General features: G+C 67.1%; 23 protein-coding genes and 1 pseudogene. 8 read left to right on the forward strand and 16 right to left on the reverse strand.

All coding sequences use genetic code 11. From position 1 onward, the window contains the following. Window positions 1-315: 315 nt before the first annotated feature. Entirely contained in the window at window positions 316-1,494 is a 1,179-nt protein-coding gene (gene dksA, locus PDM29_RS00100) for an RNA polymerase-binding protein DksA (protein ID WP_311191898.1), read from the reverse strand. A gap of 276 nt (window positions 1,495-1,770) precedes the next feature. Here dksA and yidD point away from each other — a divergent pair, with 276 nt between their 5' ends. From yidD to PDM29_RS00115, 3 genes are read left to right on the forward strand one after another with little or no spacing between them, the layout of a single operon-like run. Continuing rightward, complete coding sequence (gene yidD, locus PDM29_RS00105; protein ID WP_311191899.1) at window positions 1,771-2,025, forward strand: membrane protein insertion efficiency factor YidD; 255 nt, start codon at window positions 1,771-1,773, stop codon at window positions 2,023-2,025. 1 nt (window position 2,026) lies between these two features. Next, a complete protein-coding gene (locus tag PDM29_RS00110) occupies window positions 2,027-3,373 on the forward strand; it encodes a dihydroorotase (protein WP_311191900.1) in 1,347 nt (448 codons plus the stop codon). Further along, entirely contained in the window at window positions 3,373-4,218 is an 846-nt protein-coding gene (locus tag PDM29_RS00115; RefSeq protein WP_311191901.1) for a M23 family metallopeptidase, read from the forward strand. Before PDM29_RS00110 ends, PDM29_RS00115 begins: the two co-directional genes overlap by 1 nt. Before the next feature lie 39 nt (window positions 4,219-4,257). On the opposite strand, the gene PDM29_RS00120 is transcribed toward PDM29_RS00115, so the two are convergent. The 5 genes from PDM29_RS00120 to efp form a co-directional block, all read right to left on the reverse strand. Then, entirely contained in the window at window positions 4,258-4,965 is a 708-nt protein-coding gene (locus PDM29_RS00120; RefSeq protein WP_311191902.1) for a squalene/phytoene synthase family protein, read from the reverse strand. A 121-nt stretch (window positions 4,966-5,086) separates the two neighbouring features. Next, window positions 5,087-5,785 carry a phosphoglycolate phosphatase gene (locus PDM29_RS00125; RefSeq protein WP_311191903.1) on the reverse strand — a complete coding sequence of 233 codons (699 nt, stop codon included), beginning with the start codon at window positions 5,783-5,785 and terminating at the stop codon, window positions 5,087-5,089. Beyond that, the gene (gene ubiG / locus PDM29_RS00130) at window positions 5,778-6,509 is read right to left on the reverse strand and encodes a bifunctional 2-polyprenyl-6-hydroxyphenol methylase/3-demethylubiquinol 3-O-methyltransferase UbiG (protein WP_282298564.1); all 732 of its coding nucleotides are present in this window, start codon (window positions 6,507-6,509) and stop codon (window positions 5,778-5,780) included. Before ubiG ends, PDM29_RS00125 begins: the two co-directional genes overlap by 8 nt. Before the next feature lie 31 nt (window positions 6,510-6,540). Then, window positions 6,541-7,884 (reverse strand): TRZ/ATZ family hydrolase, encoded by a 1,344-nt coding sequence (locus PDM29_RS00135; protein ID WP_311191904.1) that lies wholly within the window; start codon window positions 7,882-7,884, stop codon window positions 6,541-6,543. A gap of 135 nt (window positions 7,885-8,019) precedes the next feature. Then, window positions 8,020-8,586 carry an elongation factor P gene (gene efp / locus PDM29_RS00140; protein WP_282298220.1) on the reverse strand — a complete coding sequence of 189 codons (567 nt, stop codon included), beginning with the start codon at window positions 8,584-8,586 and terminating at the stop codon, window positions 8,020-8,022. A 126-nt stretch (window positions 8,587-8,712) separates the two neighbouring features. On the opposite strand from efp, the gene epmB reads away from it, so the two are divergent. Continuing rightward, on the forward strand, window positions 8,713-9,717 hold the full coding sequence (gene epmB / locus PDM29_RS00145) for an EF-P beta-lysylation protein EpmB (protein ID WP_311191905.1): 1,005 nt from the start codon (window positions 8,713-8,715) through the stop codon (window positions 9,715-9,717). A gap of 97 nt (window positions 9,718-9,814) precedes the next feature. On the opposite strand, the gene PDM29_RS00150 is transcribed toward epmB, so the two are convergent. The 3 genes from PDM29_RS00150 to PDM29_RS00160 all read right to left on the reverse strand — a co-directional run bounded on the left by PDM29_RS00150 (window position 9,815) and on the right by PDM29_RS00160 (window position 13,719). Continuing rightward, window positions 9,815-11,941: a putative bifunctional diguanylate cyclase/phosphodiesterase gene (locus PDM29_RS00150; protein ID WP_311191906.1), complete on the reverse strand. Its 2,127-nt coding sequence runs from the start codon at window positions 11,939-11,941 to the stop codon at window positions 9,815-9,817. After that, a complete protein-coding gene (locus tag PDM29_RS00155) occupies window positions 11,938-12,876 on the reverse strand; it encodes a phosphate/phosphite/phosphonate ABC transporter substrate-binding protein (RefSeq protein ID WP_311193853.1) in 939 nt (312 codons plus the stop codon). The genes PDM29_RS00150 and PDM29_RS00155 overlap by 4 nt, the downstream gene beginning before the upstream one ends. A gap of 66 nt (window positions 12,877-12,942) precedes the next feature. Further along, window positions 12,943-13,719: an RNA methyltransferase gene (locus PDM29_RS00160; RefSeq protein WP_311191907.1), complete on the reverse strand. Its 777-nt coding sequence runs from the start codon at window positions 13,717-13,719 to the stop codon at window positions 12,943-12,945. A 118-nt stretch (window positions 13,720-13,837) separates the two neighbouring features. Between PDM29_RS00160 and PDM29_RS00165 the strand changes: the two genes are divergently transcribed. Continuing rightward, window positions 13,838-14,665, forward strand: coding sequence for an inositol monophosphatase family protein (locus PDM29_RS00165; protein WP_311191908.1), 828 nt, complete (start codon window positions 13,838-13,840; stop codon window positions 14,663-14,665). Window positions 14,666-15,297: 632 nt separating this feature from the next. Here the strand turns inward: PDM29_RS00165 and htpX are convergent. Next, on the reverse strand, window positions 15,298-16,182 hold the full coding sequence (gene htpX / locus PDM29_RS00170; RefSeq protein WP_311191909.1) for a protease HtpX: 885 nt from the start codon (window positions 16,180-16,182) through the stop codon (window positions 15,298-15,300). A gap of 93 nt (window positions 16,183-16,275) precedes the next feature. Here htpX and gluQRS point away from each other — a divergent pair. The 3 genes and pseudogenes from gluQRS to phaR all read left to right on the forward strand — a co-directional run bounded on the left by gluQRS (window position 16,276) and on the right by phaR (window position 18,803). After that, a pseudogene (gene gluQRS, locus PDM29_RS00175) lies at window positions 16,276-17,240 on the forward strand (tRNA glutamyl-Q(34) synthetase GluQRS). Then, window positions 17,237-17,977 carry a beta-ketoacyl-ACP reductase gene (gene phbB / locus PDM29_RS00180; protein ID WP_311191911.1) on the forward strand — a complete coding sequence of 247 codons (741 nt, stop codon included), beginning with the start codon at window positions 17,237-17,239 and terminating at the stop codon, window positions 17,975-17,977. Before gluQRS ends, phbB begins: the two are co-directional and overlap by 4 nt. A gap of 307 nt (window positions 17,978-18,284) precedes the next feature. Further along, complete coding sequence (gene phaR, locus PDM29_RS00185; protein ID WP_311191912.1) at window positions 18,285-18,803, forward strand: polyhydroxyalkanoate synthesis repressor PhaR; 519 nt, start codon at window positions 18,285-18,287, stop codon at window positions 18,801-18,803. A gap of 69 nt (window positions 18,804-18,872) precedes the next feature. Here phaR and PDM29_RS00190 read toward each other — a convergent pair whose 3' ends face one another. From PDM29_RS00190 to PDM29_RS00215, 6 genes are all read right to left on the reverse strand, one after another. Beyond that, window positions 18,873-19,811 carry a TraB/GumN family protein gene (locus tag PDM29_RS00190; RefSeq protein WP_311191913.1) on the reverse strand — a complete coding sequence of 313 codons (939 nt, stop codon included), beginning with the start codon at window positions 19,809-19,811 and terminating at the stop codon, window positions 18,873-18,875. Then, on the reverse strand, window positions 19,811-20,752 hold the full coding sequence (locus PDM29_RS00195; protein WP_311191914.1) for a DUF1684 domain-containing protein: 942 nt from the start codon (window positions 20,750-20,752) through the stop codon (window positions 19,811-19,813). The genes PDM29_RS00190 and PDM29_RS00195 overlap by 1 nt, the downstream gene beginning before the upstream one ends. A gap of 31 nt (window positions 20,753-20,783) precedes the next feature. After that, window positions 20,784-22,640: a DNA mismatch repair endonuclease MutL gene (gene mutL, locus PDM29_RS00200; protein WP_311191915.1), complete on the reverse strand. Its 1,857-nt coding sequence runs from the start codon at window positions 22,638-22,640 to the stop codon at window positions 20,784-20,786. A gap of 619 nt (window positions 22,641-23,259) precedes the next feature. Beyond that, window positions 23,260-24,837, reverse strand: a complete 1,578-nt coding sequence (locus tag PDM29_RS00205) for an N-acetylmuramoyl-L-alanine amidase (RefSeq protein WP_425508697.1) — start codon at window positions 24,835-24,837, stop codon at window positions 23,260-23,262. A gap of 82 nt (window positions 24,838-24,919) precedes the next feature. Beyond that, complete coding sequence (gene tsaE / locus PDM29_RS00210; protein WP_311191916.1) at window positions 24,920-25,402, reverse strand: tRNA (adenosine(37)-N6)-threonylcarbamoyltransferase complex ATPase subunit type 1 TsaE; 483 nt, start codon at window positions 25,400-25,402, stop codon at window positions 24,920-24,922. Window positions 25,403-25,407: 5 nt separating this feature from the next. Then, the gene (locus tag PDM29_RS00215; protein ID WP_311191917.1) at window positions 25,408-26,886 is read right to left on the reverse strand and encodes an NAD(P)H-hydrate dehydratase; all 1,479 of its coding nucleotides are present in this window, start codon (window positions 26,884-26,886) and stop codon (window positions 25,408-25,410) included. Window positions 26,887-26,898: the final 12 nt, after the last annotated feature.

The following is a 26,898-nucleotide window of genomic DNA, read 5'->3' on the forward strand; positions in this document are numbered from 1 at the left end:
GACCGATCCCACCAAGGCATTCCGAATTCCACCGGGGCCAAGCGCGGCTTTTGATTTTCCATGGCCACCGGCCAACTGTCTGGGGCGTGCCGGGGTGGGTTTGCGGGACCGTAGAAAACATGGATGTTTTCTACGAGCCCCCATGGACGGGTTTACGGCGTGTCCCGCAAACCCACCCTGGCACGCCCAAACACGGAAACCGATGACCACCGGCTGTTCGCCAAAAACCAACAGCAGCCGGGCAAGCCCGGCTCTACGAGCAACAAAAAACCCGGCCGGAGCCGGGTTTTTCGCGCAATCAGCAACAGCGAGCGATCAATCGCCCTGCTGCTTCTGCATGTGCTCCCAACGCTCCTGGGCGTCGATGGTGCGTTCGGCGGTCAGACGCGCTTCCAGGCGGTCCAGGCCGATCTCTTCACCGGTGTCGACGCAGTAGCCGTAGTCGCCGGCTTCCAGACGCTTCAGGGTGCTTTCGATCTTGCCGATCAGCTTGCGGTAGCGGTCGCGGGTACGCAGTTCGAGCGAATTTTCCGTTTCGCGGGTGGCGCGTTCGGCTTCGTCGCCGATGTCGCGGACTTCTTCCTTGAGGTTCTCGATGGTCTGCTTGGACTCTTCGACCAGCTCACCACGCCACTGCTGCAGACGCTGGCGGAAATACTCCAGCTGCAGCGGGCTCATGTATTCCTCTTCTGCACTCGGCTTGTAGCCGGCGGGCAGGATCGGACGGCCGGTGGCCTCGTCGGTCTTGTACTCCACTACCTTGACCTTGGTGCGCGGAGCCGGGGCGGACGAGCGCGCGGCGACGGCCACGGCGACCTTGCCGACGGGGCGCTGCACGGCAGGCTTGGCGGTGGGCTCGGACTTGGCGGGGGTTTTTGCAGGCGATTTCGAAACGGGCACGGGATTCTTGTTTTGCGGGGCCTTCGGCGCGGGGGCAGCCGCTGCCGCCTTCGGCGCAGCGGCCGGGGCAGGAGCAGGCTTGGCCGCGGCCTTGGCCGGGACAGACTTGGCCGGAGCCGGCGGAGCCGACTTCGGTGCGGACTTCACTACGGGTGCTGCGGCCGGCTTGGCGGCCGGCTTGGATGCCACGGGCTTGCTGGCAGCCTTGGCCGGTGCCGGCTTGGCAACGGCTTGCTTCACCGGCGCGGGCTTGGCCGCCGGCTTTGCGGGTGCTTTGACGGCTTTGGCCGGAGCGGCGACCTTCTTTGCCGGGGCCTTGGCGACCGGCTTGGGCGCAGCCTTCTTCGCCACCACCGGCTTCTTGACCGGTGCCTTGGCAACAGGCTTGGCCGGAGCCGCCTTCTTTGCGGGCTTGGCCGGAGCGGCAACCTTCTTTGCTGGTGCCTTCGGAGCCGGCTTGGCAGCCGCCTTCTTGGCCACGACCGGTTTGGTCGCCGGCTTCTTGGCAACGGACTTGGCCGCCTTCTTGACTACAGGCTTGGCGGTTTTCTTGGCGGCCTGGACGGCCTTCTTTGCAGTTTTTTTAGCAGCCACGAAACGCTCTTCCTTGGTTTCCCCCGGGGCCCGGGAAAGCGGGCCTTTATAGCCTACCCGACCCGCAGCAGCAACCACGTGACGGACTCCGTTCATGCGCGGAGCCGTCTGCGGTGACATCGGGCCCCGGATGGGGTGGACCGACGTGCGCAGTTCGGTACCTGACCCGGCGCCTTCGACACCGGGGCGGCCTGCCCGCGCACCAGGCGCGGACCGGACCAACAGCCCATCCTGCGACAAATGCGGCCTTCATGCCAACTGCTCTAAGATGGGGAGGTGATCTCACGCCTGCTCATCGCCCTGCTCCGCGTCTACAAGCGCTTCATCAGCCCACTGCTGGGACCGCGCTGTCGCTTCATGCCCAGCTGTTCTGAATACGCCATGCAGGCCATTGCCATGCACGGCCCCGCGCGCGGTAGCTGGCTTGCCGCCAAGCGCCTGGGGCGTTGCCATCCCTTCCATCCCGGCGGTATCGACGAGGTGCCGCCGCGCACCGATCGCGCCGCCTGTCGCTGCCCAGGAACCCACTGAAATGTCCTCCACGCTCATCGTCAACGCCCGTCTGGTCAATGAAGGCACCATTACCCAAGGTGACCTGCGCATCGAGAACGGCCGTATCGCCCAGATCGGCACCGGCCTGGAAGCGCGCCCCGGCGAAACCGTGGTTGATGCAGCCGGACGTTGGTTGCTGCCCGGCATGATTGACGACCAGGTGCACTTCCGCGAACCGGGCCTGACCCACAAGGGCGACATCGCCACCGAGTCTGCGGCGGCCGTGGCCGGCGGGCTGACCAGCTTCATGGACATGCCCAACACCAACCCGCCGACCCTGAACGCGGCTGCGCTGCAGGCCAAGTACGATGCCGCCGCGGGGCGCGCGCGCGCCAATTACGGCTTCTACATGGGAGCCAGCAACGACAACCTGGCCGACATCCAGATTCTGGACCCGAAGACCGCGCCGGGCATCAAGGTGTTCATGGGCGCGTCCACCGGCAACATGCTGGTCGACAACCCGGAAACCCTGGACGCGATCTTCCGCGACGCGCCGACGCCGATCATCACCCACTGCGAAGACACGCCGATGATCGATGCCAAGGCCAAGGAGTACGCCGAGAAGTACGGCGACGCCCTCAGCGCCGAGCAGCATCCGGACATCCGCTCGCGCGAGGCCTGCCTCAAATCGTCGCAGCTGGCGGTGTCGCTGGCGAAGAAGCACGGCACCCGCCTGCACGTACTGCACATTTCCACCGCTGACGAACTGGCGCTGTTCGAGAAGGGTCCGCTGATCCGCGCCGATGGCAGCCGCAAGCAGATCACCGCCGAAACCTGTATCCACTTCCTGCGCTTTGACCGCACCGATTACGCCCGCCTGGGCAACCTGATCAAGTGCAACCCGGCGATCAAGGAAGTCAGTGACCGCGAGGCACTTACGCAGGCCGTGGCCGACAACGTCATCGACGTGCTGGCCACCGACCACGCCCCGCACACCTGGGAAGAAAAGCAGAAGCCGTATGCGCAGGCACCGTCGGGCCTGCCGCTGGTGCAGTACGCCCTGGTGGCGGCACTGGAACTGGTGCACGAAGGCAAGCTGAGCATCGAGCAGGTGGTGCAGAAGTTCGCCCACGCCCCGGCGCAGCTGTTCGATGTCAGCCAGCGCGGCTACCTGCGCGAAGGCTACTTCGCCGACCTGGTGCTGGTGGAAGACGTGCCGTTCACGGTGAAGCGCGAGGACATCCTGTCCAAGTGCGGCTGGTCGCCGTTCGAAGGCATGACCTTCCGTTCGCGCATTGCCTCGACCTGGGTCAACGGCGAGCTGGCCTGGGACGGCACTGCCCTGGTGGGCGCGCCGAACGGCCAGCGTCTGAGCTACGACCGCTGATGCGGGCATGGATGATCGGCCTGGGCCTGCTGGCCCTGGCTCCAGTGGCGGCGACGGTGCTGCTGCCCGCCGCTGCCCTGGCCCAGGCCGACACCCGCGTGGTGTTTCCGGCCAGTGCCTCGCAGGGCGCGATGGTGATCGGCAAGGTGCCGCCCGGCAGCACGGTGACCTACGCAGGCCGCACGCTGCGGGTGAGCGGTTATGGCAGCGTGGTGTTTGGTATTGGCCGCGACGAGAAAGGCCCGCTGCAGGTGCAGGTACAGCGGCCGGACGGCAGCGCGGAGACCGCCAGTATCGCGGTGACCCCGCGCGACTGGCCGGTCGAACGGGTCAACGGCGTGCCGCCGAAAACGGTGAATCCACCGCCGGCGATCGCCGAACGGATCAAGCGCGAGCAGGCGCAGGTGACGGCGGCGCGGGCGCGCGATGATAACCGCGCCGACTTTGCGCAGGCCTTCATCTGGCCGGTGCAGGGCCGCATCAGCGGGCGTTTCGGCAATGCACGGGTGTACAACGGGCAGCCGGGCTCAGGCCATTCGGGGATGGATATCGCAGTGCCGACCGGTACGCCGGTGAAGGCACCTGCGGCGGGTGTGGTGACGTTTGCCGGGCCGGATCTGTATCTGACCGGCGGCACGTTGCTGCTGGATCACGGGTTTGGGATCAGCTCGAACTTCCTGCACTTGTCCCGGATCGACGTGAAGGTGGGCGACCGGGTGGAACAGGGTCAGGTGATTGCCGCAGTCGGGGCCACCGGTCGTGCAACCGGGCCGCACCTGCATTGGGGCATGAACTGGTTTGATACGCGGATTGATCCGCTGCTGGTGTTGGAGCGCGGGAAATAACACCCGCGTAGGGACGCGCCATGCGCGTCCAACGGGATCTCACCCGCGCCCGGCCCACCAGGTGCGCAACAACGTCCGCAGCGGCGTCACCTGCGGCGCACGCCCTGCGGCAAACGCCTGCAAACGCGTGCGCGCCAGCGACGCATACATGCGACGCGGACGCGGGCCGGCCACACGCGCCGGCCACGGCTGCAGCAACTCCGCGGCATAGCGCTGCGGCGCATTGCCATCGTCCTGCGCCAACAACGAACGCGGCACCGCCGCCACACCGGCCTCCTGCAGACGCTGGCTCAGGGTCTGCAACAACACCGGCGTGGCCACATCATCCCGCGCCGGGGTATCGAACATCACCGCTTCCACCGCCGCCACCGCCGCTGCGTAGGCCATCAGCGCCTTCTGTGCGTGCGCGGCATCCACCGGCACCGCACGCGCTTCCACCAGGTCCGGCAGGGTCTGCGCCAGTTCGGCCCAGGGCGCACGCACCGGCTCCAGCAGCCGCCCCAGCGGATGGCGCGAGCGCTGCCCGGCCCAGCTGCGCAGCTCCTCACCCCACCAGGCCAGCTTGGCATCGGCGGGCAGCGGATCACCGGCGGTGTTGAGGATGTCGTCGAATTCCTGCAGCAGCGAGAACCAGGCCACCACCAGATTGCGCTGATGCTCGGGGATGAACGGCTCGGCCACCGACCATTCCGGCCAGCGGGTGCGCCATTTGTCGAGGAAGCTGTCGAGGGCGCTGGAGGTGGTCATGGGCGTTTCCTGGCGGTGCATGTACGCACCAACGGTGCGTACCTACCGCGGGTTGCGGGGTGGCGGTGGGCAAATTGTAATCAGGGCACGGTAGGTATGGACCGTTGGTCCATACCGGGGATCAAGACGTGCGTACGCTGGGCCAGGCACAAGGCGTGTGCAGCTGCGACGGCGTTTCCACCATCACCTCCGCGCCCCACGCCAGCGGGTTGTCGTCATCCAGGCGATAGCCCCACAGCGCGGCCACGGATGGCATGCCGGCCGCCTGCGCAGCCAGAATGTCGCGCTCGTCGTCGCCGACGTACACGCACGTGGCAGGCTCGATACCCATGCGCCGGGCGGCCTCCAGCAGCGGCAGCGGGTGCGGCTTGCGCTCGCTCAGGGTATCGCCGCCGATCAGCACCTGGCAGCGCTGCTGCCAGCCCAGCTGCGGCACGATCAACCGCGCCAGATACTCGGGCTTGTTGGTGACAATGCCCCACGCCGTGCCAGCGGCATCCAGCGCATCCAGCATGCCGGCCACGCCGTCGAACAGCACCGCGTGCTGCCCGATCAACGCTTCGTAACGCTGCAGGAACTCCGGAATCAGCGCATCGCGGGCAGCGGCATCCAGCTCGGGAAAGGCCACCGACACCATCGCCCGCGAGCCCTTCGACACCACCGGGCGCAGCACCTCCAACGTGATCGGCGCACGCTCGCGCGCGGCCAGCATCGCGTTGGCGGTGGCCAGCATGTCCGGCGCACTGTCGAGCAGGGTGCCGTCCAGATCGAACAGCACCGCTTTCGGGAAACCGGTCTTTGCAGCCAGTACTTCAGCCACCGACGCTGTCTTCCGGCTTGACCGCATGGGCCAGGTAATTGATGTCGGTGCGCGAACTCAAGCGTGCGCGATTGCGCCACGGCTCATAGGCCATGCCGCTGACATCGCGCAGGTTGAAATCGGCTTCGCGCAGCCACTTGCCCAGTTCGGCCGGCTTGATGAATTCCTGGTAGTGGTGCGTGCCCTTGGGCAGCAGCCGCGCCACGTACTCGGCACCGACAATGGCCACCGCGAACGCGGCCGGGGTGCGGTTGATGGTGGACAGGAACAGCTGCCCGCCCGGCTTCAGCAGACGGTGGCAGGCGGCGATGATCGCGCCCGGGTCCGGCACGTGCTCCAGCATTTCCATGCAGGTGACCACGTCGAAGCTGCCGGGTTGTTCCGCAGCCAGATCTTCAGCGGCCTGCACGCGGTAGTCGACCTTCACCCCGGATTCCAGCCCATGCAGGCGCGCGACCTTGACCAGCTCGGGGGCGAGATCGATGGCGGTCACGTCCGCACCGGCCTGGGCCAGCGCCTCGCTGAGCAGACCGCCGCCGCAGCCAATATCCAGCACGCGTGCGCCGCGCAGCGGGGCGCGGTCAGCGACGTACTTCAGGCGCACCGGGTTCAGCGCGTGCAGCGGCTTCTGCGGGCCATCGGCGTCCCACCAGCGGTTGGCCAGCGCGGCGAACTTGTCCAGTTCGGCCTGATCGAAATTGGTGGAAGCGTGGGGGCTGTTCATGGGGTTACCTTCTTGGATCGGTGCGACGCAATCACGCACGGATGTGTCGAATACGCTCGCGCCACTGGCGCGCATTGGCAACGATGGCGGCGGTGTCCATGCCGACCAGCTCACGCTGCACCAGCTTGGGCTGACCGGCAATCCAGACATCGCTGACCTGGTGACGGCCGGCGGCATACACCAGCTGCGACAGCACGTGATGCAGCGGCTGGGTTTCCAGCGCGGACAGGTCCACGCAGACCAGATCGGCCTGCTTGCCGACCTCGATGGAGCCGATGCGGTCACCGAAGCCCAGCGCACGTGCGCCGCCGAGGGTGGCTGCCCGCAGCGTAGTGGCTGCATCCAGTGCGGTGGCATCGTTGGCCACCGCCTTGGCGAGGATGGCCGCGGTGCGGTTCTCGCTGAACATGTCCAGGTCGTTGTTGCTGGCGCAGCCGTCGGTGCCGATCGCCAGGTTGACCCCCGCACGCTGCAGCGCGCAGGCCGGGCAGAAGCCCGAGGCCAGCTTCAGGTTCGATTCCGGGCAGTGCACCACGCTCACCCCGCGCTCGGCGCACAGGTGGATTTCGGCGTCGGTCAGCTGGGTCATGTGCACCGCAATCAGGCGGTCGTTGACCAGGCCCAGGCGGTCCAGGCGCGCCAGCGGGCGCTGCCCGTGCAGCTTGATCGAATCGCTGATTTCCTGCGCGGTTTCATGGGTGTGCAGGTGCACCTGCATGTCCAGCTGGTCGGACAGCATGCGCACGCGTTCAAAGTTGGCGTCGCTGACCGTGTACGGCGCGTGCGGCGCGAACGAGGTGCCGATCAGCGAGTCGCCGCGCCACTGGTCGTGCAGCTCACCGGCCTTGGCGAAGTACTCGTCATCGGTCTTCGCCCAGGCGGTGGGGAAATCGATCACCACCGCGCCGACCAGCGCGCGGAAGCCGTGCTGCTTGTACACGGCGGCCTGCACGTCGGCGAAGAAGTAGTTTTCGTTGGCACAGGTGGTGCCGCCGCGCAGCATTTCGGCAATCGCCAGGGTGGTGCCGTCGGCGACGAACTCCGGCCCGATCACTGCCGCTTCCACCGGCCAGATGTGCTGCTGCAGCCACACCATCAGCGGCAGGTCGTCGGCGACGCCGCGCAGCAAGGTCATCGGGTTGTGGGTATGGGCATTGACCAGGCCCGGCATCAGCGCCGCATCGGGGCGCGACACGGTCTGCTTCGGGGCGAAGCGGGCGCGGGCTTCGGCGCGCGGCAGGATCGCCACGATCTCACTGCCACGGACAGCCACGGCATGGTCTTCCAGCACCACCGCATGCGGCTCGATCGGGACCACGTACCCGGCTTCGATCAGCAGGTCACAGGCTTCGGGGATGCGGGAGGTGTCGGTCATGCGGTCGCGCCATGCAATCGCCTCGGCACCGTCTCAATGAGCGCGTCGCCACGCGCCCGGTCAATGAAGCGCCGATAGCAGAAGAAAGGGAAGCGCCGACGTCAGTGCGTCGGCGCGTTTCATCCTTGGAAGCTCTTACTTCACGCGTGCGGAGTATTCGCCCGAGCGGGTGTCGACCTTGATGATTTCGTCCTGGTTGACGAACAGCGGCACGCGCACCACGGCACCGGTTTCCAGGGTGGCCGGCTTGCCGCCACCGCCGGAGGTGTCACCACGGACGCCCGGGTCGGTTTCGGTGATCTTCAGTTCGACGAAGTTCGGCGGCTGCACGAAGATCGGGGCACCGTTGAACAGGGTCACGATGCAGGCTTCTTCGCCCTTCAGCCACTTTTCCGCGCCGCCCATGCCGGCCTTGTCAGCCTGGACCTGCTCGAACGATTCCGGGTCCATGAAGTGCCAGTACTCGCCGTCGCTGTACATGAAGTTCATGTCGGTATCGACAACGTCGGCCACTTCCAGGTCATCGGTCGCCTTCATGGTCAGTTCGACCACGCGGCCGGAACGGATGAAGCGGTACTTGACGCGGGTGAAGGCCTGGCCCTTGCCCGGCTTGACGTATTCGGTGTCCGTGATGACGGCTGGTTCATTGTTGACCAGGATCTTCATCCCGTTCTTGACGTCGTTCATGCCAACAGTGGCCATGCGGTAACTCCTGAATGGGCAAACGCCGCGCAGGCGCGGCGAGCCGGATAGAATGGAAAGCCCCACCGGTACCGGCGGGAAGTCACGTTGTTCTGCCCCCTATGATAACCGCAAGGCCCGCCTTTCATGCAGCTCTCCGCCACGCCCCTGCCCTCTCCCGTCCGCTGGCAGCAGCTGTGGCGTGACGCGGTCCGCGACCCGCGGGTGCTGCTGGCGCAGCTGGGGCTGGATGCGGCCGGGCTGCCGGTGTCGGACGAGGCGCTGGCCCAGTTCGCGCTGCGGGTGCCGCAGGGCTTCATCGCCCGCATGCGCCACGGCGACCCGGCCGATCCGCTGCTGCGCCAGGTCCTTCCGATCACCGACGAGCTTCAGCTGGCTCCCGGGTTCAGCCTGGACGCAGTCGGCGACGGGCTGGCCCGCAAGGCCACCGGGGTGATCCAGAAGTACCACGGCCGGGCCCTGCTGGTGACCACCGGCAGCTGCGCGATCAACTGCCGTTACTGCTTCCGCCGGCACTTCGACTACGGCACCGAGAATGCCGCCCGCGAGGGCTGGCGTGAGGCGGTGGACGCCATTGCACAGGACCCCGGCATCGACGAGGTGATCCTGTCCGGCGGCGACCCGCTGTCGCTGGCCACCCACAAGCTGGTCGAGCTGACCGATGCGCTGAAGCAGATTCCGCACCTGCGCCGCCTGCGCATCCACAGCCGCCTGCCGGTAGTGCTGCCGGAGCGGGTGGATGACGACCTGGTGCAGTGGATCGCCAGCCTGCCCTGGCCGGTGGCGTTCGTGATCCACGCCAACCATGCCAACGAATTCGATGCCAGCGTGGATGCGGCCATGGCCCGCCTGCGCGATGCCGGCTGCACCCTGCTCAACCAGGCGGTACTGCTGCGCGGGGTGAATGACAGCCTGCAGGCCCTGCAGGATCTGAGCGAGCGCAGCTTCGCCGGTGGCGTGCTGCCGTACTACCTGTACCAGGTCGACCGGGTGCAGGGCGTGGCCCATTTTGAAGTGGACGACGCCACCGCCAAGTCCCTGCATGCCCAGCTGACCGCGCGGCTTTCCGGCTATCTGGTGCCGAAGCTGGTCCGCGAGATTTCCGGGGATTCAAGCAAACGCCCCGTGTAACGGGCCGTTTGCGGCGACGACCAACGGTCGTCGCCTACCGGTGCAACCGAACATGCGGTCACGGTAGGTGACGACCGTTGGTCGTCACGCCTGTCCGTCACCGCCCCGATTCAATCATGTGCACCACATCCGTAGCACTGACCGGGTGGCTCAACCAATAACCCTGTGCGAGGTCGCAGCCGCGCTGCGCCAGCAGGTCGAACTGCACTTCCTGCTCGATGCCTTCGGCAACCACGGTGATGCCCAGCGCATGCGCCATGGCAATGATCGCGGTGGTCAGGGCCAGGTCGTCCGGGTCGCGCTGCATGTCAGCGACGAAGCTCTTGTCGATCTTCACCCCGTCCACCGGCACCTGACGCAGGTGGCTCAGCCCGGAGAAGCCGGTGCCGAAGTCGTCCAGCCACACCTTCACGCCGGTGCGGTGCAGCTTGTCGAGCAGGGCCGCGGCCAGCATTTCGTCGCCGATCACCGCCGTTTCGGTCAGCTCCAGATGCAGGCGCGAGGCCGGCAGGCCGGTTTCGCGCAGTGATTCGGCCACCAGGGTGGGCAGTTCGCCCCCCCGCAGCTGGCGCGGCGAGACGTTGACCGAGACGAACAGGCCTTCACCTTCCGCCGTCAGCGGCCACTGCATGGCTTCCCGGCACGCCGCCCGCAGCACCTTGGGCCCGATCACCTCGATCAGGCCGCTCTGCTCGGCCACTTCAATGAACACCGACGGCGGAATCGTGCCCAGGGTCGGGTGCTGCCAGCGCAGCAGCACTTCCACGCCGCACAGGCGGCGGTCGCGGGTGCGGAAGATCGGCTGGTAGACCAGCCGCAGCTCGCCACGCTCCCACGCGCCGCGCAGCTCCTGCTCCATGTGCACGCGACGTTCAACGGCGTGGTCCATGGCCCGGCTGTAGTAGCGGTAACAGTTCTTGCCGGCCATCTTGGCCTGGTACATGGCGATGTCGCCGTTCTTCAGCAGCGTGGTCGCATCAGCCGCATCATCCGGGAAGAGGGTGACGCCGATCGAGGTACCCAGGAACAGCTCACGGCCCTGCACCACCAGCGGCTTGCCAAGCTCGCGGACCAGCACTTCGGCCAGCTGACGGGCACCGGCGGCCACGTCACCATCGCCGATCAGAATCACGAACTCGTCGCCGCCGAAGCGCGCCAGCAGGGCTTCATCGCCACCGGCCTGCCCGACCGCCGCGCTGATGCGCTGGGCAAACTGCAGCAGGGCCTCGTCGCCGGCCTCGTGGCCGAGGGTGTCGTTGACCCGCTTGAAGTCGTCCATGTCGGCGAACAACAACGCCAGCCGATGATTGGACGCGCGCGCCGCCATCAGGCGGTGGTCCAGCGCCTCTCGGAACGCGAGCCGGTTGGTCAGCCCGGTGAGTGCATCGGTATAGGCCATGTGCCGCACTTCGCGGTCATGCCGGGCAATCGCCTCGCTCATCCGCGCGAACGCGCGCACCAGCTCCCCGACCTCGCCGGAACTGTTGCTCTGGCCCAACTGCGGGCGGTAGTCGCCGGCTTCAATCTGGCGGGCGGCCGCGGCCAGCCCGCGGATCGGGGCGACCAGGGTGCGCTGCACATAGATGATGACCACCACACCGATGACCAGCAGCAGCCCCAGCATCAGCAGCAGCCAGCCCAGGTGGCGCTTGCCGACCTGCTGCAGGCGGTCACCGAGGGTCGCGTTGGCGCGTTGCTCCATGGCCTGCACGTCGTCCAGCGCCATGCCCACCCGCACCCCGCCAATCCGCTGGTTGCCGATCATGATCGGCATTGCGTTGTCGAGCACCTTGGGCGACTGTTGCACCACCAGCGTGCGCGCGGCCACCGCGCCGGCCGCCAGCGGGTCCTGCATGGGCCGGCCGAAGTCGGCCACGTCGGTCGAGCCGTCGTGGATCAGCTTGCCGTCCTCGTCGAACACCAGCACGTAGCGCACCACCTGCTGCCGCGAGGTATTGCGCACCAGCGCCCCCACCTGCTGCAGGTCGTTGTAATACAGCGGATTGGCCAGCGCGTCGGACAGCTCACGGGCCAGGGCTTCACCCCGGCTGCGCACGCTGCGGTCGAACAGGTCATGGATGACCGTGCCGCTGAGGTGCTTGACCTCGTCCTGCATCGTCGCCTGGCGCCCCAACACCACGGCCACGATCGCCACCACCACCACCATCGCCCCGCCCATTGCCAATACAAAGCGGGACTGCATTCCGGAACCCAACGGCCTCATTCCACTTCCATCCGCACGCGTGTAAGACCCTGTTTCAATTCATCCAACCGGTGTTGCGTCTGCGCATCCACCCGATGGAACCCGGACGTACCAAAAAACTTTTCCAGCGCCCCCTGCGCCTGCGGGTCGGACGCCGCCTGCAGCAGCACCTCCTGCAGACGCTCGCGCACCTTCGGCTCCAGCCCGGCGCGCACCACCTCCACCGCCCGCGGGTAGGCATCGGTACGGTACAGCACGCGGAAGTCGCGTTTGAAGCTGGCCGGCACCCGCTGCGGGTCGGCCCAGTCCACGCTGCTGACCGCACCGGCATCAACCAGGCCCTTGTGCACGAAGGTGGCAATGTTGGCCTCCGACCGCGCAAACACATAACCCACGGTATCCGGGGCAGCCGCGTCGCGCGCGGACAACAGGATCTCCGGGGTCAGGCCCTGCTGCAGCAGGGTCATCACCGGCACCAGGTAGGCGCTGGTGGACGCCACGTTCTGCAGCGCCAGCGAGTGCCCCTTCAGGTCGGCCAGCACCCGGACCGGGCTGTCGCGGCGCACGAAGAACACAGTGTGATAGTCGCGCACCCCGCTGCGCTCGGTCAGCAGCAGCGGCTGCGCGCCGCTGCGCAGCCCCAGGGCCACGGCGGTGCCGGTGGTTTCGGTAACCCAATCCACGCGCCCACGGCGCAGGTAGCTGGCCATCTGCTGGGCATCGGGGGCCATCAAAATGCGGCCTTCGGTGATGCCGACATCACGCATGCGCGGCACCACGTAGTCGAGCAGCGGCTGCAGTTGCGCATGGTGTGCTTTGGGATTGTCGCTGATCCGGCCAAGTACCAGAACGTGGCCGCCATCGGCCGTGTCAGGTCCGGCCTGCGCGGTACCGGTCATCGCAACGATGCCCAGACACAGCAGCCCCCCCTGCAGCAGCCTCCGCAGCACCGGCAATCCCATCTGCTCCCCCCAAAGGAATCGAGACAGCCTACCTGAAAAAGTGTGACGTGCGTCAGGCGATTACGGCTTATCTTGCGCCAACCGTGCCATCCGCTGGGCATCCGACAGAATGCCGCGCAACAAGCGTACTTCCTGTTCGCTCAATTCGGTGCGAAGGAACAGACGGCGCAGCTTGCGCATCGCCGACTCCGGCGCACGGCCCTTGTGGAAGTCGATGTCATCCAGGGTCTGCCCCAGCTGGCCGAACAGGCCTTCTATCTGGGCGTGGCTGGCGGCCTGCTCGCGGGCTTCAGCGTCAGCTGCCAACGCAATGGCCGGGGCCGCCTGCAGATGCGCCATGCGCAGCTCGTAGGCCAGCACCTGCACGGCGGCGGCGAGATTCAGCGAGCTGAACTCCGGATTGGACGGAATGTGCACGGCCAGGTGGCACAGCTGCAGCTCCTCGTTGGTCAGGCCGGTGCGCTCGCGACCAAACACGAAGGCGACCTCGCCCGGGTCGGCGGCATCGCCGGCCTTGGCCAGGGCGCGCTCGGCGGCCACGGCGGGCAGCAGTTCCTCGAGCTGCACGCGGCGGGCACGGGCGGTGCAGCCGAGCACCAGCCGGCAGTCGGCCACGGCCTCGGCCAGGGTGGCGACGACCGGGGCATCGCCGAGCACGTCCTCGGCCCCGGCGGAGCGGCGGAAGGCTTCTTCATCCAGCGGCTTTTCCGGGGCCACCAGCACCAGCCGGCCCAGGCCCATGGTCTTCATGGCGCGGGCGGCCGCGCCCATGTTGCCGGGGTGCTGGGTGCCGACGAGGACAAAGCGGATGCGGGTTGGAGCGGTTTGCAGGGACATGAACAGGCCAAACGCGAGAAGAACTGCGACAAATGGTAAACTGTGTCACCGGCCTGTGCGCCGGCACCGCTCTTTTCCCCCGCCAATCCCCCCTCTGCCTTTCCGGGAGCTTTTCGCCATGCAGAAACCCGCCGTCACCGTCATGGTCAAGGCCGCCCGCCTCGCCGGCAACGTTTTGTTGCGCAACATCAACAAGCTGGAAGCACTGAACGTGGTGCAGAAGGGGCGCATGGATTATGCGAGTGAAGTGGATGCGGACGCGGAAAAGGTAATCGTCAAGGAACTCAAGCGCGCCTACCCGGAGTACGGGATCATGGGCGAAGAAGGCGGCGTGCAGGCGGTGAACCGCCACATGTGGGTGATCGACCCGCTGGACGGCACCAGCAACTACCTGCGCGGCTTCCCGCACTACTGCGTGTCGATCGCGCTGACCGAGAACGGCGAACCGACCGACGCGGTGATTTTCGACCCGCTGCGCAATGAACTGTTCACCGCCAGCCGCGGTGCGGGCGCGGTGCTGAACGACCGCCGCATCCGCGTGGCAGACCGCAAGGACCTGTCGGGCGCGATGATCCACACCGGCTTCGCCCCGCGCGAACGCAACCGCGCCAGTTCGCAGCTGAAGGCGCTGGACGCGCTGCTGGTGCAGGCCGAAGACGTGCGCCGCACGGGTTCGGCCGCGCTGGACCTGGCCTACGTGGCCTGCGGCCGCGCCGACGCCTACTTCGAAGCGGGCGTGAAGGCGTGGGACATCGCCGCCGGCGTGCTGCTGGTCCGCGAAGCGGGCGGCCGCGTGTGCGACTTCAAGGGTGCCACCCCGGCCCGCATGGACAGCCGCGGCCCGGAAACCCAGCAGATCGTCGCCGGCAACGTAAAGAACAGCGAGATCCTGCAGAAGGTCCTGGTCAACACCGGCTACGCCGCCGAGTTCGACGCGAAGTTGTGAGTTCTGCCTTCGCTTCACCTGCAACGGCACCTTCGGGTGCCGTTGTTGTTTCAGGGGGTTGCGCGAACAGCCGGCATTGGCAGGCATCTCGGATCGCCGGGCGCTGCCCGGCTGCTGTTGGATTTGGGCGAACAGCCGCCGGTCATTGGTTCCCGTGCTTGGGCGCACCGGGGTGGGTTTGCGGGACACGCCGTGAATCCATCCATGGAGGCTACTCCACGGCATCCATGCCGTGGAGTGTCCCGCAAACCCACCCCGGCACGCCCGAGACAGTGGGCCGGTGGCCAAGGCAGATCAAAACCCATCCGCACGAACCCATTGCATGAGATGGACACCGCATTTGATCTGGCATTTCCCATGGCCACCGACCATGTGTCGAAGGGCCATCGGATGGGGGGTACGGGACACTCGGCGCCATGGATGGCGTCCGAGTAGCCTCCATGGATGGATTCACGGCGTGTCCCGTACCCCCCATCCGGTGGCCCCAGGCACGTAGACCGGCAGCCGAGGGCAGTTCGCACGATTCCAACAGCAGCCGGGCAGCGCCCGGCGACACGTAGATCATGCAACCCCAGAAACCAGAACGCCCGGCGCAATGGCCGGGCGTTCGGAAATCACTTGAACCCACCGAATTACACGGCGGTGTTGTTGTTCGCAGCACGCAGGGCGGCGATGCGATCTTCCAGCGGCGGGTGGCTGAGGAAGAACTTGCGCAGGCCCTGGCCGATGCCGCCGGCGATGCCGAAGGCGGCGACCTGGGTCGGCAGGGTGCTCTGGCCGTGGTTGAGCTTCAGGCGCTCCAGCGCCGCGATCATCTTCTGGCGACCGGCCAGGTGGGCACCGCCGGCGTCGGCGCGGAACTCGCGACGACGCGAGAACCACATCGCGATCATGGTGGCGAACAGGCCGAACACCATTTCCAGCGCGAACACGATGATGAAGTAGGCAAAGCCACGGCCGCCGCCTTCACGGTTGCCCGACAGCGCGCTGTCGATGATGCCGCCCACCACACGGGCCAGCACGATCACGAAGGTGTTCAGCACGCCCTGCAACAAGGCCATGGTGATCATGTCACCGTTGGCAACGTGGGCGATTTCGTGGCCCAGCACCGCTTCGGCCTCGTCTTCGCTCATGTTCTGTAACAGGCCCGTGGACACCGCCACCAGCGCGTTGTTGCGGTTGGCACCGGTGGCGAAGGCGTTGATTTCCGGGCCGTCATAGACCGCCACTTCCGGCATGCCGATGCCGGCTTCGCGCGCCTGGCGCTCCACCGTGGTCAGCAGCCAGCGCTCGGTCGCGTTGCGCGGCTCGGTGATCACCACCGCGCCCGTGGAGCGCTTGGCCATCCACTTGGACATCAGCAGCGAAATGATTGAACCGCCAAAGCCGAAGATGGCGGCCATCACCAGCAGACCGCTCATCTGGCTGGAGTTCACGCCCAGCAGCGACATCACCACGCTGGCCAGGGCCAGAACCGCGAGGTTGGTCATCAGGAAGAGAGCAATACGACTGAACATGGGAAAAAGCGCTCGATTGAGGGGATTTGAATCCAAATCTGCGGTGACTGCCGCTTGAATTCAAGTGGATTCCTGACCGACGATTCATAGTTCATGTTCAATTCTGCCTACCGCGGGCGCTTCGCCCCCTCGCCCACCGGCCCCCTGCACCCTGGCTCACTGCTGGCCGCGCTGGGCAGCTGGCTGCTCGCCCGGCATGCCGGCGGCGCATGGGGCATCCGGATCGAGGACGTCGATCCCCCACGCACCGTGCCCGGCGCCAGCGCCGGCCAGCTGGCCACGCTGCAGGCGTTCGGTCTGGACAGCGACTTCCCCGTCGTTCACCAGAGCCAACGCGGTGCGCTCTACCAGGCGGCCATCGACCGCCTGCTGGCCCAGAATCTGGCCTTTGCCTGCCATTGCAGCCGCAGCGAGCTGGCCGGGCAGCACGGCATCCACCACCACTGCGTCGCCCACGCCGAACGCCCTACCCCGGCCATCCGCCTGCGGGTGCCGCCCGGCAGCGTGGTGGGTTTCGTGGACGGGCTGCGCGGCGAAGTGAGCCAGGATGTGCATGCCGAAGTCGGCGACTTCGTGCTGCGCCGGGCCGATGGTTGCTGGGCCTACCAGCTGGCGGTGGTGGTGGACGACCACGCCCAGGGCATCACCGACGTGGTGCGCGGGGCCGACCTGTTGGATTCCACCCCGCGCCAGATGCTGCTGCAGCAGGCGCTGGGCCTGCCCCCCCCGCGCTACCTGCACCTGCCGCTGCTGCTGGATGCACAGGGCCACAAACTGTCCAAGTCCGGAGCCGCCGCGCCGGTCGACCCGGCCGCCCCGTTACCAGCCCTGCAGCAGGCCTGGGCCTGGCTGGGCCAGGAGCCCGCCGCATTGGCGGGCTGCGCAACCATCTCCCAGTGGTTGGAACGTGCGGTGGCGCACTTCGATCCGGCCCGGTTGCCACCGCAGGACATCGTGATTACGCCGTTGGGCTGAACGACCGCCCCTTTTGTGCGCCGATGTTGCAGAATCGATCTCCCCCCTTGTTGGCTGTGGCCATTCGGAGTAGCTGCTCATGACATCGCGCGTTGCCTTGGTTACCGGTGGTACCGGCGGGATCGGGTCTGCCATCTGCCAACGCCTGTGCGAGCAGGGGCATCGGGTGGCCACCAATTACCGCGACGAGGCCAAGGCCCTTGCCTGGCAGGAGCGCATGCGCGCGCGCGGATGCGAGGTGGCGATCTTCCCGGGCGACGTCTCCGACCCGGCCTCGGCCGAACAGATGGTGCAGGCCGTGGAAGCCGCACTGGGCCCGGTGGAGATCCTGGTCAACAACGCCGGCATCACCCGCGATACCACCTTCCACCGCATGCGGGCGGACCAGTGGCATGACGTGATCAACACCAACCTCAACTCGGTGTTCAACGTCACCCGTCCGGTGATCGAGGGCATGCGCCGTCGCGGCTGGGGCCGGGTGATCCAGATCAGCTCGATCAACGGCCTGAAGGGCCAGTACGGCCAGGCCAACTACGCCGCCGCCAAGGCTGGCATGCACGGTTTCACCATCTCGCTGGCACGCGAGAACGCCGGTTTCGGCATCACCGTGAACACCATTTCGCCCGGTTACGTTGCCACCGACATGGTGATGGCCGTGCCGGAAGAGGTGCGCGCCAAGATCATCGCCGACATTCCGACCGGCCGCTTGGGCAAGCCGGAAGAGATTGCCTATGCGGTCAATTTCCTGGTGGCCGAGGAAGCGGCGTGGATCACCGGGTCCAATCTGGACATCAACGGCGGCCACCACATGGGGTGGTAACGGTTTCAGGGAACCGGGTGGCCGCCAACGTCGCGCAAAATGCAGCCGGGCAAGCCCGGCTCTACGCCAACCGTCTGGAGGAAAGCCCCCTTTTTGTTAAAGGGGGCGCGCCAACGGCGCGGGGATAAGGTGGAATGCGAGGGGGCCCGCGTTCTGCCGCGCAGAACGTGGGCAGTGCAGCAGTCCCGTAGGGAATGCTGCACCCTTTGCTGCGCAGCATGAAGAATCCAGCTAGATGACCAAAGACGGTTGCAACGCCTGCTGCGGTGCGCCATGCTTCGCGTCTACGTTGACGAGTGCTTGCTTCATGGCTGCGAACCGCATCATCAAGAAGTATCCGAACCGTCGTCTCTACGACACTGAGATTTCCAGCTACATCACCATCGAGGACGTGCGCCAGCTGATCCTGGACGGCGAGGACTTCGAGGTCCGCGACGCCAAGAGCGGCGACGACCTGACCCGTTCCGTGCTGCTGCAGATCATTGCCGACCAGGAACAGGACGGCGAGCCGATGCTGTCCACCCAGCTGCTCAGCCAGCTGATCCGCTTCTACGGCGATTCACTGCAGGGCTTCATGGGCAATTACCTGGAGCGCAGCATGCAGGTCTTCCTGGACCAGCAGCAGCAGTTCCGCCAGCAGATGGGCAACCTGCTGGGCCAGACTCCTTGGGCGATGATGAACCAGCTCACCGAGCGCAACCTGGAACTGTGGAAGGACTTCCAGCGCAACATGGGCGCAGGCTTCGGTGCGCGCCCCACTCCGCCGGGCACCAGCACGGGTACCGGAAAGCCGGAAGCGCCGGTCGGGACCAAGACCCGCCGCTGATCCGCGCAAGCGGACGCATAAATAAGGCGCAGCTCATGCTGCGCCTTTTTTGTGTTCCAACGGTACCGTTCAGCGCTTGGGCTTGGCACAGCCGGTGCAGACGCGCTCGACCTTGAAGCCCTTGGCGCGCAGTTTCTCGACCACGCCATCCTCGCCCAGCAGGTGCAGTGCGCCCACCACCACCAGGGTACTGCCCTGCCCGGCCTGCAACTGCTGCTGCAGCTTGGGCACCCAGGCCTCGTTGCGATCGGTGTTGATGCGCCTGTACAGCTGCGGGTACTGGCCGCGCATGTCTACTGCCATTTCATTCCACAGCATTTTTTCGTCGCCGCGCCGCCAGGCATCGTGCAGCTTGCGACTCAGCGCGTCGGCCTGTTCGGCCTGGTCCAGCGCCTCGGCCACCATCTGCTGCTGTTCCTTGTCCGACATCTGCGCGAACACCGCAATCTGGGTGTCGATGCTCTCCAGACCGCTGGTCGGCTTGCCGGCATCGGCCGCGCGCTTCATGAAGTGGCGGTCCAGTCCCAGTTCCGGGTCCAGGCCCATGCGCGCCAGCTGGCTCAGGGTGATGGTGAGCCCGACGAACCACGGTTTCATGCCCTGCAACTGGGCCAACGGCATGTTGTTGGCGGCCGCGTAAGCCTGCAGCTTGGTCCAGGTGGGCGCTTCCAGATCACGGCGCAGTTCGCTGCCGTCGGTGCGCATCGCCGCCTGCATCATCTTGCCGATCAGGTCAGGCGACTGCATGTCGGCCGGCGACAGTTCGAACATCAGCCGGTTGGATGCGGCGAATGCCTGGTCGACGTCAGCCGCCAACGGGTAATCATCCGCGCGCAGCATATGGAACGAGCCCAGCAGGTACACCCGGCTGTCACCGGGGCCGGTCGCCTTCCACAACAGGGGCACCGGCGCGGTGGAGCCGGCTTTGGCCGCAGGTGCGGCAACGGCCGACCCGGTCAGCAGGCATGCGCCCAGCAGCAGCGAAGACAGTACACGCTTGAACAACATCAGGTTCCTCCTTGTGGGGTGTGATACACCTTCTCACCGGCTTCTACGCGCAGATCCAGGCGGTTTTCCGCTGGCGTCAACGGGCAGGTCGCGAACGGAGTGAACGCGCACGGCGGGTTGTAGGCATGGTTGAAATCAATCACCACCTGGCCGTTGGCATCCGGCGCGGGCAGGTCCAGGTAGCGGCCGGCGGGATAGCTGCCATGGCCGCTGGTGCGGTCGCCGAAGATCACAAACAACTCGCGGCCGGGTTCACCCAGTGCCTCCAGCCGATACCGCGTGCCGTCTTTCTCGAACTCCAGCGCGCCGGCATTGGCCATCTCGGTGGTAAGGCCGGTGATGTCGACGATGGGCAGGCGTTTACCCGCAGCGTGCGGCACGAAGCGTGCGGTGACTTTCCAGGCCGGACCACCATCCCAGTAGGTCAGCCCGGTGAAGCCGGTACGGGTGGCCGCATCGGCGTGCTTGACCCGCAGCGCGAAACGCTCGCCACGGTGGATCAGGCTGAGCTGACCACGGCCGTCGTCGAAGGCGATCTTGGTGGGCGTGGCGTCACGGTCGCTGAAAAAGCGGATCCGGCCGGTCACCGGCTCACCTTCCACGGTCATCGGCACACCGCGCTCGGGGGTGAAGGTCACGCTGTCACCGTTGCGCGCCACCATGCCCAGTTTGTCCGGCCCCACCGCCAGGCGGATACCGCTGCCGGGGCCGCTGCCGATGTAGTGCGCCTTGTGCTCCAGCCAGTGCAGGCCGACCAGGCTGGTCCAGCCGTCGGGCGCGTTCAACTCGGTGTAGCGCTGCTGCCGCCATTGCTGCTGTTCGGCCGCGAAGGCCGGATCGACCGGTGCGACCACCAGTGCGGAGTCCTTCTCGCCACACGCAGCGAGGCCCAACACCAGCGCGGCCACCGCCATGCTGCGCCGCCAATGACGCGTCCCCATCAAACGCTTCCCCTTCAAGTGGCTTTCCCCTTCAACGTCCACGCAGGAACCAGCGGTCGATCTCCGCCAGCGAAAAACGCGCCCAGGTCGGTCGGCCGTGATTGCACTGGCCGGACCGCTCGGTGATTTCCATGTCGCGCAGCAATGCATTCATTTCCGGCACGGTGAGGCGTCGGTTGGCACGCACCGCACCGTGGCAGGCCATGGTCGACAGCAGCTCGTCGCGCGCACTGGCAATTCGCCGGCTTTGGCCGTGTTCGCGCAGGTCGGTCAGCACATCGCGCAGCAGGCCTTCGGGCTCGGCATTGGCGAGCAACGCAGGAATGCTGCGCACATGCAACGAGCCCGGACCGGAGCGGGTGATCTCAAACCCCAGCGCGGTCAGCGTTTCGGCTTCGCGCTCGGCGGTATCGGCATCGCGCTCGCCCACCGCGAGGGTGATCGGCACCAACAGCGGCTGCGCGTGCAGGCCGATGCCGTCGTGCGCGGTTTTCAGCCGTTCGTAGCCGATGCGTTCGTGCGCGGCATGCATGTCCACCACGATCAGCCCTTCGGCGTTCTCGGCCAGGATGTAGATGCCATGCAACTGGGCAATGGCATAGCCGAGCGGCGGCACACCGCTGTCGGCCGAGGTGACCGGCAGGCCGTTCTCGCTGGGCATCGGCGGCAGCCCGGGGCTGTCGTTGCCTTCGGGGCGTGCATACAGCACGGCATACGCAGACGAGGCATCAGCCACGCGCAGCCCCAGCGGCGACTGTTGCGGTCGCCAGCCGCCCATGCCACCACCTCCACCGCCGCCCGCCAGCGCATAGCCGCTGCCCGCTGCCGCATTGGCGTACGCCGGTGCGCCGGATTCGGCATGCGTTTCGCCGACGGCCGCGGTCGCGGTCATCCCGGCGCGGGTCTCGGCCAGGGCTTCCTTGAGCGTGCGGTAGACGAAGTCGTGAATCAGCCGCGAATCGCGGAAGCGCACCTCATGTTTGGCCGGGTGCACGTTGACGTCGACGCGGGTCGGATCCAGTTCCAGGAACAGCACGTACGCCGGCTGACGACCATGAAACAGCACGTCGCCATAGGCCATTTTCACCGCATGGGCGACGCTGCGATCCCGCACGGCGCGGCCATTGACGTAGAAATACTGCTGATCTGTGCTGGCGCGCGAGTAATGCGGCTGGGCAATCCAGCCGTGCAGGCGCAGGCCGGCACCGGTGTGATCGACGCGCAGCGCCTGGGCGGCGAAATCATCGCCCAGGGTTTCGCCGAGGCGGGCATCCGAATACAGGTCGCCCGGCTTGTAGCGTCGCGAAGGCTTGCCGTTGTGCGAGACGCGCAGTTCGACATCGGGGCGGGCCAGCGCCAGCGAGCGCAGCCATTCTTCAATGTGGCCCAGTTCGGTACGTTCGGCGCGCAGGAATTTGCGTCGCGCGGGCACGTTGTAGAACAGTTCGCGCACTTCGACGGTGGTGCCCGGCGCATGCGCGCGCGGGGTGACCTGACCGACCTTGCCGCCTTCGATCTGCAGGGCGGAGCCATGTTCGTCGTGGGCGCGGCGCGAAGCCAGGGTGAAGCGGCTGACCGAGGCAATGGACGGCAGCGCTTCGCCACGGAAGCCGAGCGTGGCCACGGCTTCCAGGTCGTCCAGGCTGGCGATCTTGCTGGTGGCATGCCGCGACACTGCCAATGGCAGCTCCTCGGGTGCGATGCCGCCGCCGTCGTCGCGGATGCGGATCAGGCGCACACCGCCTTCTTCCAGGTCGATATCCACACGGGTAGCCCCGGCATCCAGCGCGTTCTCCACCAGTTCCTTGACCACGGACGCAGGCCGTTCCACGACCTCGCCGGCGGCGATCTGGTTGATGAGGATTTCGGGTAACTGACGGATGCTCATGGTGTGATGATAGCGAAATGTAGAGCCGGGCTTGCCCGGCTGCTGTTGGTTTTTGGCGAACAGCCGGTGGTCCATCGGTTTCCGTGTTTGGGCGTACCGGGGTGGGTTTGCGGGACACGCCGTGAATACATCCCTGTAGGCTCGTCAAAAACATCCATGTTTTTGACGGTCCCGCAAACCCACCCCGGCACGCCCCAGACAGTGGGCCGGTGGCCATGGAAGATCAAAAGCCATGACAGGCCCTGATGGAACCGGAAATGCCCCGGTGGGATCGGTCGACAGACGATCGCCGTGAAATCCCCAACATCCGGTAACGCATGACCCCGGAACGACACCGCCGTTGCTGTGGCATTTCCCGTGGCCACCGACACACTGTCGATGGCGGCTCGGGGTGGGCTGGAGGGGGCGTGAGCCGCATGGATGCGGCGACCGAGCTTACAGGGACGTACTTGCAGCGTCCCCCGGAACGCCCATCCCGAGCCGCCAAACCAGGGAACCGGTGACCATGGGCTGTTCGCCAAAAACCAACAGCAGCCGGGCAAACCCGGCTCTACGTACGCCATGCAATCACGTTGCACAGTGCGTGCAATTGCAGAGAGGATGATGCCCCGCAGAGCTCTTACTTGCTGCCGCCGGCGACGGTGCTGGCGGCGTCGATTTCGGCCTGGGCGCGGGCGGCGTACAGGGTGCCCGGCGGGGGCTGGCGGCTGAAGAAGGTGTGTACACCGTCAAGCACGGCACCCGCCAGCTGGCGCTGGTAGGCCGGGTCCATCAGGCGGCGTTCTTCATCCGGGTTGGAGATGAAGGCGGTTTCCACCAGCATTGCCGGCATGTCCGACGTGCGCAGCACGGCGAAGTTGGCGCGCTCGATGTTCGGCTTGTGGTTCTTGCCGATGCGCTTGAGACCGCCCAGCACATGGCCGGCCGCGTCTTCCGAGGCCTTCATGTAGCCGCTCTGGGCCAGATCCAGCAGCACATTGGCCAGTGTGCCTTCGGTCTGCTGCAGGCGAACGCCGCCTACCAGATCGGCCGCGTTTTCCTTGTCGGCCAGCCAGCGCGCACGCTGCGACGACGCGCCCTTGGTCGAGAGCACGTATACCGAGGAGCCCTTGGCCGCGCGATTTTCCGCCGCATCGGCGTGGATCGAGATGAAGATGTCGGCCTTCGCCGAACGCGCCTTCTGCGCGCGCATCGGCAGCGGAATGAACACGTCGCTGTCGCGGGTGAGGTAGGCCTTCAGGCCCGGCGTGGCATTGACCTGCCGCGCCAGCTCACGTGCCACCGCCAGGGTGATGTCTTTTTCGCGCTTGCCGGTCGGGCCGACCGCGCCGGGATCCTGGCCGCCATGGCCCGGGTCGATCGCCACGACCAGCGGGCGCATGCCCGCCTGCATTTTGATCCGCGAGGCGTCGCTGGGCATCACCGGGCGCGGTGCCTGCACCGGGACCACCGGTGTGGGTGCCGGAGCCGGTGCCACCGCGGCAGTCGGCTGGCCGGCCAGAATGGCCGCCGGCGACATCGCATTGCTGGCCGCGTTGGCGGTGCTGGCCGACGTCACTGTGCCAGTGGCCGTCGGTGCGGCAGGAGCCGGCACCGGAGCCGCTGCACCGGCGCTCGCCTGCTGACGTGCGTTGGCCGTGAGGAGCGCGGTCGCACGCGCGGCTTCGTCTCGAGCCTGCGCGGCTTCGGCCGGCGTCGGGCCGGCAGTCTGTGCAGTCGCGACCGGCGTGGCCGCAACAGGTGCAGGCGCTGCAGCGGTGACCGGCAGCTTGGCCGCGGGTGCCGCCGCCACGCTGGACGGCGCATCGCCCGGCCACTCGATCACCAGCCGGGACTCATCGCCCTGCTTGAGCATCTGCGGCTTGAACGGCGCGACCGACTCGGCCAGATCGAATACCACCCGGAACGTGCCCGGCACCGGCTGACCGGTGCGCACGGCGGTGACCACGCCGGTGGGCGTGGGCAGCTTCAGGTTGCGGATGGCACTGGAGTCCGGGAAGTCCACCACCAGGCGGTTCGGGCCGGACAACGAAAGGGTCTTGTAACCGCCACTGCCGGCCAGCGCGATCTCCGCGCGGGTACCGGTGGCACCGGTCTGCAGGGCCACCTGGCGGACTTCACCGGCCCACGCAGCCGCGCTCGCCAGACAGAGTCCGACGGCTGCAACGATGGCGGTGAGCGATTTCCCCATTGGCATGGATGGGGATTCAATCACCGCGCTGAATGAAAAGCAACTCCTTTTTCCTTAATAATCCGTAACCTGGGGGTATTTCCTCCTGTCAGCCGACAGAAAGGGGGCGCAAGTCGCCTCCTTCACGCAGCCGCTGAACCCATTCAGCACCGGCGTCGCTCACGCTGGTGAGACTGGCACGACGTCCATTGGCGTCAATCTCCAGCGCCACGATCAGGTCGGTCGGCGGCAGTGCCCCCGCACCGCGCTCGGGCCATTCCACCAGCCACAGCGACGCACTGCCCTCGTCCAGGCCCAGGAACTCCAGCTCGTCGGCCTGGCCGATGCGGTACAGGTCCAGGTGCCAGGCTTCACTGCCGTCGGCCAGCGGATAGCGCTCCACCAATGTATAGGTCGGGCTGCGGATCGCGCCCTGCACGCCCAGCGCGCGCAGCAGCGCACGGGCCAGGGTCGACTTGCCCGCGCCAAGGTCACCGCGCAGCTGCATCACCGCCTGCGGCGGCCGGGTCGCTGCCAGTTGTGCGCCCAGGCGGTCGGTGTCGTCGGCCGTGGCCAGGAAGAAGTCGGTCATCACGCTCACAGTTCAGGGTTGAGCCGGCGGCGCAGCGGCACCAGCAGATCGGTAGGAAGCAGGCCACGCTGGCCCTCGACGGCGGCGTCATCACCGGCCAGGCCGTGCAGCAGCGCACCGGCGCTGGCCGCATCGAACGCGCCCAGTCCCTGCGCACGCAGGGCGGCAATGATGCCGGTGAGCAGGTCGCCCATGCCACCCACCGCCATGCCGGGATTGCCCGCCGCGATCACGCGCGGACGGGCGTGCGGCGCGGCCACGACGGTACCCGCCCCTTTCAGCACCACCACGGCGTCATAGCGTTCAGCCAGATGCTGCGCAGCAGTGAAACGGTCGGCCTGCACCTGCGCCGTAGTGCATCCGAGCAGGCGCGCGGCCTCGCCCGGATGCGGGGTCAGCACTCCATCCGGCAGCGGCAGCGGATCTGCCGCGAGCAGGTTCAACGCGTCGGCGTCGACCACCAGCGGCAAGCCACTGGCGCGTGCCAGCCGCCAGCATTCGCGCGCCCAGTCGTCCTGACCAAGGCCCGGACCGACCGCGACAACCTTGGCGCGCGGCAGCAGCCGCTGCAGTTCGGCACTGTCCTGCACCGCGTGCGGCATGGCCTCGGGCAGGCGGCACAGCAGCGGGGCTACGTGCGGCGGCTGGGTGGCGACGCTGACCAGACCCGCCCCGCCACGCAGTGCGGCCTCGGCCGCCAGCATCACTGCCCCGCCACTGCCCAGATTGCCGCCCACGCACAGCACGTGGCCGGATTCGCCTTTATGGGTGTTGACACGACGCGGTGGCAGCAGCGCCCGCAGCCGGTTCGCCTGCCAGAGATCGGCGCTGGGCGCGACGTCCGCCTCTGCGGCCGGCGGCAGCGTCAATGCCGCCAGCTGGCGTTCGCCGGTGTATTCCAGCGCATTGCCGGTGTAGAGGCCCTGGTGCGCGACGATGAACTGCAGCGTGCAGGCGGCACGGACCGCCGTGCCCGCCACCTGGCCGGTCTGCGCATCCACGCCGCTGGGTACATCCAGCGCCAGCACCGGTGCCGTGGCGTGATTCATCGCCGTGATGACCCGTTCGGCCTCGCCAGCGGGTGCGCGGTTCAGGCCGATGCCGAACAGCCCGTCCACGACCACATCGGCGCACGGCAGCGCCTCTTCGAACACCGCGAGGCTGCCACCTGCCGCCGCGTACTGCGCACGCATGCGCTGCGACAACGTGCTCGGTGCGCCTTCGTCTGACAGGCGCAGCACCTGAACGCTGCGGCCGGCCTGCAGCGCCAACCGCGCCAGCACCAGGCCGTCGCCGCCGTTGTTGCCGGCCCCCACCAGCACGCACACGCGCTGTGCCTGCGGCCAGCGCTGCAGCAGGCACTGCCAGGCGGCGGTGCCGGCCTGCTCCATCAGCGACGCACCGGCATCGCCCAGCGCCGTGCTGGCCTGGGCATCCAGCTGGCGCGCGGCGGCCACATCGAACAGTTCAGCAAGCTCGGACATGCCGGGATTCTA

It is taken from the genome of Stenotrophomonas oahuensis, assembly GCF_031834595.1.
GTDB classification, from domain to species: Bacteria; Pseudomonadota; Gammaproteobacteria; order Xanthomonadales; family Xanthomonadaceae; genus Stenotrophomonas; species Stenotrophomonas oahuensis.